Genomic DNA, 8,444 nt, shown 5'->3' on the forward strand with positions numbered 1-8,444 from the left:
TGGTCCCCGGGGCCCGCCGGGCCCGCGTGCCGCCGGGTGCCGTTGCACGCGGGCGCGGTCCGATCTCCCGGTTTCCGGAACACGGCCCGGCCCGCCCCGGTACCCTCCCCGAGACGGTGACACCCAGACCTGGGAGGTCCGTGATGGCGCGGGAGATCGAGACGAAGTACCGGGTGGCCGACCTCGACGCCCTGCTCGCCGCGCTGGCGGCCGCCGGTGTCGAACTCGGCGCCCCGGCCCGCCAGGACGACCAGGCCTACGCCCCGCGGGGCTGGGACCCCGCGCAGGGGAAGGCCGGTTTCACCTTCGCCCGCCTGCGCACCCAGGGCCGGACGCACACCGTCACGACCAAGACCCCGATGGCGAACGCGATGGAGTGCGTCGAGCACGAGACGGCCGTCGCCGACCGGGAGGCGATGCACGGCGTGCTGACCGCGCTCGGCTACGTCCCGAGCGTGCGCATCGTCAAGACCCGCCGCACCGGGACCGCGGGGCCGATCGGGGTGTGCGTCGACGAGATGGCGGGCGTCGGGGTGTTCCTGGAGCTGGAGCTGGTGGTCGACGACGACCGCGACGGGCGGGCAGCCCAGGCGGGGCTCGACGCCTGGGCCCGCGGCCTGGGCGTGGAACTGGAGCGCACGACCGAAACCTACGACACCCTGGCCCGCGCCACTCCGGCCTGACCCCGCCTGGCGCGGGCCGGTCCGTGCCCGGCGCGGTGTCAGCGGAGCCCGGCCGCCACCGGCAGGCGGTCGACCTGTCCCCGGTGGCGGAGGAGGCCGCCGAGATCCTCCTGCCCCTGGCGGAGAAACACGGGGTCCCCCTCGAAACCGAGGGGGACATCGCCCCGACCGCCGGGCCGTCGGCGCTCCTGCTGCTGCCGACCACGAACCTCGTCCGGAACACGATCGTCCACAACCTGCCGGAACACGGCACCGTGCGGGTCCACACCGGGGTCCGCGCCCAAGGCGTGGCGCTCACCGTCGAGAAAACCGGCGAGCGGCTCGCCCCGGAGCCGGTCGCCACCCTCACCGAGCCGTTTCGGCGGGGCGGCGAGCGCATCCACACCGACCACGTGGGGGTCCGGGGGTCGGGGTCGTCAGTCGTTGCTGTCGTTGTCGTCGAGGACGGAGCGTTGCCAGGCGAGGAATTCGCCCTGGCGGCGGACGGCGTTCTTCTCCTCCTCGGTGAGGTCGTCGGGGATCGGGTCCTCGGCCGGGTCGGTGTACGGGGGCTTGCCCATGTCCTACTCCCTGGTCTGCTCGGTCTCGGTGGTGTGGTGGTGGACCAACTGGTCCCGCAGGGCGGCGTGGTCGGGTGCGGCCAGCCGTTCGTGAGGGTCGCCGGGGCCGGTCCAGCCCAGGGGCCGGTAGGCGACCACCTCGGTGTCGCCGTCGGGGGTGGGCTCGAGGGTGAGGACCCACCGTCCGTGGATGAGGTCGTCCAGCATCCGCACCCGCGGGTCCGGGGTCGCGGGCTCGGTGGGGTGGGTGGTCACAGCACCTCCAGGGGGCTGCGCCAGATGAGCGGCAGGGGGTGGGGGTCGCGTCCGGAGGTGACCGCGACCCGGGTGGTGTGGCCGTGGGTGGCGGCGTAGACGGCGCGGCCCTCCAGGGTGGGTCCGAGGTAGCGCAGCGGCACCTGGTGGGTGTGGGCCCAGAACCCGAGGGTCTGGATCGAGGGGAACTCGCGGATGTCGCAGACCCGGCGCATCAGGCGGCCCTCCTCAGGTGCCCCTTGGCCATGCGGGCGGCGGCCATGGCGTCCTTCCACAGGCCGTCGCGGTCGGCGGTCAGGTGGGTGGTGGTGCGGAACGCGGCCGTGCGCGCCCGCAACCGGGCGGCAGCCCTCTGCTTGGCGGTGGGGGACCCCGGCCGGGTGCGGGTGTCGGCGCGGGAGCGGCCCCCTGCTCGTAGGGCCTGGATACGGGACCGGGACGCCAGCGCGGCGGAGAACCCCGAACCAGGTACCGACTCCGCCACCGGCTCCATGAGCGGGGTCGGTTCCGAGGCCGGGGCGGTGACGGCGCCCGTGACCGGGTTCGGCACCAAGACCGAGGCCGCAGGCGTGCCCGGGGCCGAGAGCGCGGCCGGGGTGGCCGGGGGCCCGGACCACAGGTCCGGGCTGGTGCGGGGCTCCGGAACCCGGAACGGGACGGGGGTCGTGCCGCCGGTGCCGCTCGGAACCGGCGGCGAGGGCATCACCGGCGCCGGTGCCGAGGGCGGGGTGGTCTGGGAGATCCACTGGCGCACCGCGAGGGCCAGCGGGGCGAGGTCCCGCGCCGGGTGGGTGACGTACATACGGGCCCGGGCGGCTCGGCGGGGCCGCCGCCGGCGGAGGGCCTCGGAGGCCAGCCAGCGGGCGGCCACGAGTTCGGAGCAGTTCAGGTAGCGGTATCGCGCCATACGCGCACACCTCCGGTCAGGGGTGCCGCCGGATGAGGGCGGCAGACAGATGAACACCTGTCATCATCATGCGATAGACGTCATGCGATTATCAAGATGTGATTCGCAACTGGGTGATATGTCTGAATCTCCAGCACTGGCCTATGATCAGGCAGGCCAGGAGGTGAACGGTGGCCGATAGCAGGTACAGCCCCAGCGCGCGACGGAGGCGGCTTTCAGCGCTGCTTCGGCGCATGCGGGAAGAGCGTGGGCTCAAGATCGAGGCCGTCAACCGCGAACTCGGCTGGGCCTCGGGGAAGCTCTCGCGCATGGAGCGCAACGAGTGGAAGCTCCCCTCAGTGCGGGACATGAAGGACCTCGGCGAGGTCTACAAGCTCTCCGACGACATGCGGGAGGCCCTGGTATCTCTTGCCCGTGAAGCCCGTGTGCGCGGCTGGTGGGTCGAGTACCGCGACGTCTTGCGCGGCGGACTGGCCGACTTCGAGTCCGGAGCCAGCATGATCCGCACCTTTGAAGCCCTCCTGGTCCCCGGCCTTCTCCAAATACCCGACTACGCCGCAGGGGTCCTGCGCGGCGGCCGGGTGCTCTCGGACAAGGACATCGACCGCAAGGTCGAAGGGCGGATACGCCGACAGGAAATCCTCGCCTCTGAAGAGGCTCCCCAGGTATGGGCTGTGGTCGATGAGGCCGCATTGCGCAAAACCGTCGGAGGTGCCGACGTGATGCGAGAGCAGATCCGGCATCTGGTGGCGATGGCCGAGCGCCCGAACATCGACATCCAGGTCATCCGCGACGCCTCCGGATCACACGCCGCGATGGACGGATCATTCATGATCCTGGACTTCCCGGATCCGGCGGACCTGCCTCTGGTCTACATAGAGACGGCGACCGAAGACCTGTACCTGGAGCAGCCGGAGGCGATCCAGCGCTACGTCACCATCTTCGGCCACGTCTGTAGCGCAGCGGAGTCCCCAGAGGCGAGCGTGCGCTACCTGGAATCACTCATCTAGCGAGGACGCACCATGTATCCATCCACCATGGCCTTCCGAAAGTCGTCCTACAGCGGGTCCGGCGACAACTGCGTTGAGGTCGCCGCTCTGCCCACCGGCGGAGCCGCCGTGCGCGACACCCAGAATCGGGATGCGGGGCACCTCGCCTTCGCCGAACCCGCTGAGTGGCGTGCGGCTCTGGCCGTGATCCGCCAGGCGTAAGAGGGCATCCCAAACGGGCTTCCGATCAGCCCGTGGTCCACCCGTCACCTCCCCAACGGCCGAGCGGTGCTCCACACGGTCTCCCCACAGGCGAGATGCCCCTTGCGCAGTCCTGCCGCCCGCGTCGGCCGGTGGGACGCCGAGCGGAGGCGGTACGAGGGCTTCACCGGTACAGGCTCGCGATCGCGCGCATGTCCTCGTGCACCCGGCGGGCCGGGCGCAGGTGCCCGGCGATCGTCCGCTTGGTGCGGCGCGGCAGGCCCGGGCCCAGGCCCGCGTACTCCATGCGGCCGCTGCGGGCCACCGCCTCCGACAGGGCACGCGCGGCCGGGAAGCCGAACCCGGTGTGGCGTACTTCCAGGCGGCGCAGCGGGCTGGCGGGGATGGCCTCGGCCAGCGCCGCCACGCCCGCGTCGCCCAGCTCGTTGCCGGGGGCTCCCAGCGCCCGCTGCGACGGCGGACGGCCCAGGTCCAGCGCCTCGATGCCGCCCAGCGCCCCGGCCAGGGCGACCGCGCCCTCGACGCCGATGCCGTTGCCGCCCAGGCCCAGGGTCACCGGCCGGTCCAGGTCGCCGACGGCGTCGGCGATGGTCCGCGCGCCCTCGTCGCCCAGGTGGTTGGCGGGCGCGTACAGCTCGCGCACCCCCGCCTCGCGCAGGAACGCGGCCAGCAGGTCGGCGGTGTCCGGGCCCAGCCCGTTGCCGCCCAGGAACAGTCGCTCCAGCGGCGCCTCCCGGTCGGCCAGCGCGTCCAGCAGGGCGCGCAGCCCCTCGGCGGTGACCCCGGTGTTCACCAGGTCCAGGGAGCGCAGGCGGCGGTTGCGGGCCAGCGCGCCGGCGACCGCCCGCGCGCCCTCGTCGCCCACCGGGTTGCGCTTGAGCCACAGGGCCCGCACGGTGTCGTCCCCGGCGAGCCGGTCGGCCAGGGCGGCGGCCCCGTCCGCGCCGATCCGGTTGCAGCCCAGGTAGAGGGTCTGGAGGCCGTGGTCGCCGGTGAGGGCGTCGGCCAGGACGCGGGCGCCCTCGGAGCCGATGGCGTTGGTGCCCAGGAGGATGTGCGCGGCGTGCGGGGAGGTGGCGGCCGCGGGGATCACCCGGCGCGCCCCGGCCAGGCCCAGTCCCTGCTTGCACAGGTCCACCCGGCCGTCGGGGCGCAGGGTGCCCAGCGGGAAGGTCGCGTCGGCGGTCACCGGGGCCGGGTCGGCCAGCCGGGCCAGCAGCGGCTCCAGGGCCGCCGGGTCCGCCAGAGGCAGGTCGGGGTGCTCGATGGCGGGGCAGCGTACGGGCGTCTTGTCGGTCATCACCATTCCACCGCTCGATCGTGATCGGGCCGGTGGACGGAGCCGACCGGGGCCCCTGCGTGCAAGAGAAGAAGTGACAGGACCGGTCGGATTCGAACCGACGTCCTCCAACTCGCTGTCCGGCGCGACGACCTCTGCGCTACGGCCCTGCCGAGCACGGAGTCTAGCCACATCTGCGGACGGTTCGAGGGGCTTGCTCCCGGTTGTTACCGTTTTCGCACGTGAGGACGGTGAAAACGAATCGGGTGGCGAGGATGGCCGGATTCGAACCGGCGTCCTCCTCCATGACGTGTAGGCACGACGACCTCTGCGCTACACCCCCGCCACGCGACGAGCGTAGCGGCCCCGCGGTCCCCGGCCGCCCGGGGCGGGCGGCCGGGGCCGGGAAGCGAGCGGTATGGAACCGACCGGATTCGAACCGGCGTCCTCCCCCGTGACAGGTAGGTGCGACGACCACTGCGCTACGGTCCCACCGCTGCGGGGAAAGGTAGCGCACCGGCGGCCGGTGCGGCCAGGAGGGGGCGGCGGGACCGGCCGGATTCGAACCGGCGTCCTCACGGTTCTGGAGACCGCGCGCGACGACCTCTGCGCTACGGTCCCGCCGCCGCGGCACACGGTAGCGCACCGGTGCCGGGTCGGACGGGCGTGCGCGGGGCGCCCGGGACGGGGACGGCGGGACCGGCCGGATTCGAACCGGCGTCCTTCCGATGAGCAGTCGGACGCGACGACCTCTGCGCTACGGCCCCGCCGCCCGGCGTACGGTAGCGCACGGAAACGGGAGTCCGGTGCCCGCCCCCGGCTCCGGAGGGCCTTCGGCGATGGGACCGATCGGATTCGAACCGGCGTCCTCCCCCATGCCGTGCGGGCGCGACTTCCTCTGCGCTACGGCCCCACCGCCGGGGCACACGCTAACGCACCCGCTCCGGCGCCGGAAGGCACCGGTCCCTCCCCTGTCCGGAGCCGGTCAGGGGGCGTCCGCCGGCTCGGGAAGCGGCAGCGCGCCCGAGTCGAGGGCGTGGATGACCCCCGCCGCCCCGCCCCGGGCCGCGGCGCTCAGCCCCAGTGCCGACGGCTCCACCCGGCAGCCGCCCGCGTCCGGGGCGAACACCCCGGCCGCCAGGGCGGTCCGGCAGGGCGGCAGCAGCCAGGGGCACATCGGCACGAAGTAGCCGCCCAGCAGCACCAGACCCGGGTCCACCAGGTTCACCAGGGCCGCAAGCCCCCGGCCCAACCGGTTCCCGGCCCGCTCCAGCGCCGCCACCGCGACCGCGTCGCCCGCCGCGGCCCGGCCCACCGCCGTGTCCACCAGCGCCGCCACGTCCGCACCGGACAGCGGTCGGCCCGGCGCCAGGTCGGGGAGCGCGTCGCGCAGGATCGCGCCGATGCCGGCCATCGCCTCCAGGCAGCCGCGCCGCCCGCACGAGCACTCCGGCCCGCCCGGGTCCAGCGCCAGGTGCCCCAGCTCCCCGGCGAACCCGCCCGCGCCGCGCAGCAGGGCGCCGCCGGTGAGCACCCCCGCGCCGATCCCCACCTCGCCGGTGACGTAGACCAGGTCCGGGGTCCCGGCGAAGGAACCCACCCGGTACTCGGCCACCGCCCCCAGGTTGGCGTCGTTGTCCACGCGCACCGGGAAGCCCAGCGCGTCCGCGCGCCCGCCCAGCGGGAAGTCCGACCAGCCCAGGTTGGGTGCCCGGCGCACGATCCCCGACGGGGCGTCCACCAGGCCCGGCACCGCGATCCCGGCGCCCACCACGGTCCGTCCGCGCACCGCAGGGTCCGCGGCGGCCTCGCGCAGCGCCGCCACGATCCGGCGGGCGCTCTCCTGCGGGCCCGCCTCCCGCGCGTCGAAGGGCATGTGCCGGGCGGTCAGCTCCCGCTGCACCAGGTCGACCGCCACCACCGACAGGTAGTCGACGTTGACCTCCAGGCCCAGCGCCGCCACCGACGTGTCGTCCAGGTCCAGCAGCACCCCGGGCCGGCCCACCCCGCTCTGCGCGGTCCGGCCGGTCTCCCGGACCAGGCGGCGCGCCATCAGGTCGGCGACCAGGCTGGACACCGTCGTCTTGTTCAGACCGGTGGCCGCGGCCACCGCCGCCCGCGAACACGGCGCGGACTCGCGGATGGTGCGCAGCACCACCCCCAGATTGGCCTCGCGGACCGTGCGCAGGCCCACCGTTCCCGAACCCACCGCCACGGGGACCCCTCTCGTCAACGCACCGCCGTGTCCGGATCGTACCGGGCGGACCGAAAACGGGTTGCCGGGTGGTCGCGGCCGGTGATGGGATGCGGGCCATGGTCCCCGCAGACGTCTTCCGCGACCAGCCGGTCCTCACCGGCGACCTGGTCGAACTCCGCCCGCTCGACGCCGAGACCGGCGCCCCGCTCGTCGGCGCCCTCGTCGACATGGACCCGGAGGTGCGCCGTCTCACCGGAACCCACCGGCGGTTCACGCGGGAGGTCGCCGAAGAGTGGCACCGGACCCGGCCGGACCACCACGACCGCGCCGACTGGGTGATCGTCGAACGCGCCGGGGGCACCACCGTCGGCGACTGCGCGCTCATCGAGCTGGACCCCGACAACGCCTCCGTCGGCTACCGGATCGCGCTCACCTCCACCGCCTTCGCCGGCAAGGGGTACGGCACCGCGGCCACGGACCTGGTCCTGGAGTACGCGTTCACGGTCGCGGGGCTGCACCGGGTCTCCCTGGAGGTGTTCGACTTCAACCCGCGTGCGCAGCGCTCCTACGAGAAGTCGGGGTTCGTCCGCGAGGGGGTGTGGCGCCAGGCCCTGCGCTGGGACGGCGAGTGGCACGACGCCGTCCTGATGTCCCTGCTCGCCCACGAGTACGCGGCCCTGCGCACCGCGGGGGGCACCGGAGCCGGGGACACCGGGTCCGCGGGCGGTTAGCCTCGGGGTATGCCCGTTCCCGAGTTCCTGCGCGAGCTGCGCGATCAGATCGGTCCGGCACTGCTCCCCCTGGTGGGGGTCACCGCCGTGGTGCTGGACGAGGACGACAACGTACTGCTGCACCGGCGCGCCGACGACGGCCGCTGGGCCACCCCCGGCGGCATCCTCGAACCGGGGGAGCAGCCCGCCGTCGCCGTGGTGCGGGAGGTGAAGGAGGAGACCGGCCTGGTCGTGGCGGTCGAGCGGCTGGTCAGCGTGCTCGGCCAGGACCCCTACGTCTACCCCAACGGCGACCGGGTCCAGTTCCTGGACCTGGCGTTCCGCTGCCGCCCGGTGGGCGGCGCCCCCGACGACAGCGGGGACGAGACCCTGGAGGTGGGCTGGTTCCCGCCCGACGGGCTGCCCGCCATGCCGCCGCGCATCCTCGACCGCATCGCCTACGCCCGTGAGCCCCGCCCCGAGCCCTTCTACGTCCGCTGACCCCGGTGCGGGGCGGCTCCGGCGGTCCCGGGCCGGGCCCCTGCGGCCCGGTGCTCGGGCCCGGCACCGGAGCGGTCCCGGGGCCGGGGCGGCGGTGGTCCTATCGCTGCGGGCGGTCGGGGTGCAGAGGGATCAGAGGAA

Annotated in this window: 12 protein-coding genes, 4 tRNA genes and 1 pseudogene; 5 read left to right on the plus strand and 12 right to left on the minus strand. The window is 74.1% G+C overall.

Annotated features, from left to right (window positions below; translation table 11 throughout):
- The first annotated feature begins 143 nt into the window (after positions 1-143).
- Positions 144-683 carry a class IV adenylate cyclase gene (locus tag QJS33_RS12460; RefSeq protein ID WP_306368099.1) on the plus strand — a complete coding sequence of 180 codons (540 nt, stop codon included), beginning with the start codon at positions 144-146 and terminating at the stop codon, positions 681-683.
- A 38-nt stretch (positions 684-721) separates the two neighbouring features.
- Here the strand turns inward: QJS33_RS12460 and QJS33_RS12465 are convergent, their stop codons facing one another.
- From QJS33_RS12465 to QJS33_RS12485, 5 genes are read right to left on the minus strand one after another with little or no spacing between them, the layout of a single operon-like run.
- Positions 722-1,066 carry a hypothetical protein gene (locus tag QJS33_RS12465; RefSeq protein ID WP_306368100.1) on the minus strand — a complete coding sequence of 115 codons (345 nt, stop codon included), beginning with the start codon at positions 1,064-1,066 and terminating at the stop codon, positions 722-724.
- Between the two features lie 33 nt (positions 1,067-1,099).
- On the minus strand, positions 1,100-1,243 hold the full coding sequence (locus tag QJS33_RS12470; protein ID WP_306368101.1) for a hypothetical protein: 144 nt from the start codon (positions 1,241-1,243) through the stop codon (positions 1,100-1,102).
- 3 nt (positions 1,244-1,246) lie between these two features.
- Positions 1,247-1,498 (minus strand): hypothetical protein, encoded by a 252-nt coding sequence (locus QJS33_RS12475; protein WP_306368102.1) that lies wholly within the window; start codon positions 1,496-1,498, stop codon positions 1,247-1,249.
- Complete coding sequence (locus QJS33_RS12480) at positions 1,495-1,713, minus strand: hypothetical protein (RefSeq protein WP_306368103.1); 219 nt, start codon at positions 1,711-1,713, stop codon at positions 1,495-1,497. Before QJS33_RS12480 ends, QJS33_RS12475 begins: the two co-directional genes overlap by 4 nt.
- Positions 1,713-2,405, minus strand: coding sequence for a hypothetical protein (locus QJS33_RS12485; protein ID WP_306368104.1), 693 nt, complete (start codon positions 2,403-2,405; stop codon positions 1,713-1,715). The genes QJS33_RS12480 and QJS33_RS12485 overlap by 1 nt, the downstream gene beginning before the upstream one ends.
- 170 nt (positions 2,406-2,575) lie before the next feature.
- On the opposite strand from QJS33_RS12485, the gene QJS33_RS12490 reads away from it, so the two are divergent.
- Together QJS33_RS12490 and QJS33_RS12495 are read left to right on the plus strand one after the other, a co-directional pair.
- The gene (locus QJS33_RS12490) at positions 2,576-3,415 is read left to right on the plus strand and encodes a helix-turn-helix transcriptional regulator (protein ID WP_306368105.1); all 840 of its coding nucleotides are present in this window, start codon (positions 2,576-2,578) and stop codon (positions 3,413-3,415) included.
- A 27-nt stretch (positions 3,416-3,442) separates the two neighbouring features.
- Entirely contained in the window at positions 3,443-3,616 is a 174-nt protein-coding gene (locus QJS33_RS12495) for a DUF397 domain-containing protein (protein ID WP_372339646.1), read from the plus strand.
- Between the two features lie 163 nt (positions 3,617-3,779).
- On the opposite strand, the gene QJS33_RS12500 is transcribed toward QJS33_RS12495, so the two are convergent.
- The 7 genes and pseudogenes from QJS33_RS12500 to QJS33_RS12530 all read right to left on the minus strand — a co-directional run bounded on the left by QJS33_RS12500 (position 3,780) and on the right by QJS33_RS12530 (position 7,110).
- Positions 3,780-4,916 (minus strand): gala protein, encoded by a 1,137-nt coding sequence (locus QJS33_RS12500; protein ID WP_306368107.1) that lies wholly within the window; start codon positions 4,914-4,916, stop codon positions 3,780-3,782.
- Positions 4,917-4,993: 77 nt separating this feature from the next.
- Positions 4,994-5,065, minus strand: a pseudogene (locus QJS33_RS12505).
- A gap of 97 nt (positions 5,066-5,162) precedes the next feature.
- Positions 5,163-5,238 (minus strand) — tRNA-Asp (locus QJS33_RS12510).
- A 76-nt stretch (positions 5,239-5,314) separates the two neighbouring features.
- Positions 5,315-5,387, minus strand: a tRNA-Asp gene (locus QJS33_RS12515).
- A gap of 54 nt (positions 5,388-5,441) precedes the next feature.
- A tRNA-Trp gene (locus QJS33_RS12520) sits at positions 5,442-5,516 on the minus strand.
- Positions 5,517-5,589: 73 nt separating this feature from the next.
- Positions 5,590-5,662, minus strand: a tRNA-Ser gene (locus tag QJS33_RS12525).
- Positions 5,663-5,880: 218 nt separating this feature from the next.
- Positions 5,881-7,110: an ROK family transcriptional regulator gene (locus tag QJS33_RS12530; protein ID WP_306368108.1), complete on the minus strand. Its 1,230-nt coding sequence runs from the start codon at positions 7,108-7,110 to the stop codon at positions 5,881-5,883.
- 98 nt (positions 7,111-7,208) lie between these two features.
- On the opposite strand from QJS33_RS12530, the gene QJS33_RS12535 reads away from it, so the two are divergent.
- Both QJS33_RS12535 and QJS33_RS12540 read left to right on the plus strand, forming a co-directional pair.
- Complete coding sequence (locus tag QJS33_RS12535) at positions 7,209-7,823, plus strand: GNAT family N-acetyltransferase (RefSeq protein ID WP_306368109.1); 615 nt, start codon at positions 7,209-7,211, stop codon at positions 7,821-7,823.
- A gap of 9 nt (positions 7,824-7,832) precedes the next feature.
- Positions 7,833-8,303: an NUDIX domain-containing protein gene (locus tag QJS33_RS12540; RefSeq protein WP_306368110.1), complete on the plus strand. Its 471-nt coding sequence runs from the start codon at positions 7,833-7,835 to the stop codon at positions 8,301-8,303.
- The last annotated feature ends 141 nt before the right edge of the window (positions 8,304-8,444 follow it).

Source organism: Nocardiopsis sp. CC223A, from assembly GCF_030766825.1.
Lineage (GTDB): Bacteria > Actinomycetota > Actinomycetes > Streptosporangiales > Streptosporangiaceae > Nocardiopsis.

Coding starts and splice junctions, on each gene's coding strand:
- QJS33_RS12460 (WP_306368099.1), top strand. CDS start 144: ATGGCGCGGGAGATCGAGACGAAGTACCGGGTGGCCGACCTCGACGCC.
- QJS33_RS12470 (WP_306368101.1), bottom strand. CDS start 1,243: ATGGGCAAGCCCCCGTACACCGACCCGGCCGAGGACCCGATCCCCGAC.
- QJS33_RS12480 (WP_306368103.1), bottom strand. CDS start 1,713: ATGCGCCGGGTCTGCGACATCCGCGAGTTCCCCTCGATCCAGACCCTC.
- QJS33_RS12485 (WP_306368104.1), bottom strand. CDS start 2,405: ATGGCGCGATACCGCTACCTGAACTGCTCCGAACTCGTGGCCGCCCGC.
- QJS33_RS12495 (WP_372339646.1), top strand. CDS start 3,443: ATGGCCTTCCGAAAGTCGTCCTACAGCGGGTCCGGCGACAACTGCGTT.
- QJS33_RS12500 (WP_306368107.1), bottom strand. CDS start 4,916: ATGACCGACAAGACGCCCGTACGCTGCCCCGCCATCGAGCACCCCGAC.
- QJS33_RS12535 (WP_306368109.1), top strand. CDS start 7,209: ATGGTCCCCGCAGACGTCTTCCGCGACCAGCCGGTCCTCACCGGCGAC.
- QJS33_RS12540 (WP_306368110.1), top strand. CDS start 7,833: ATGCCCGTTCCCGAGTTCCTGCGCGAGCTGCGCGATCAGATCGGTCCG.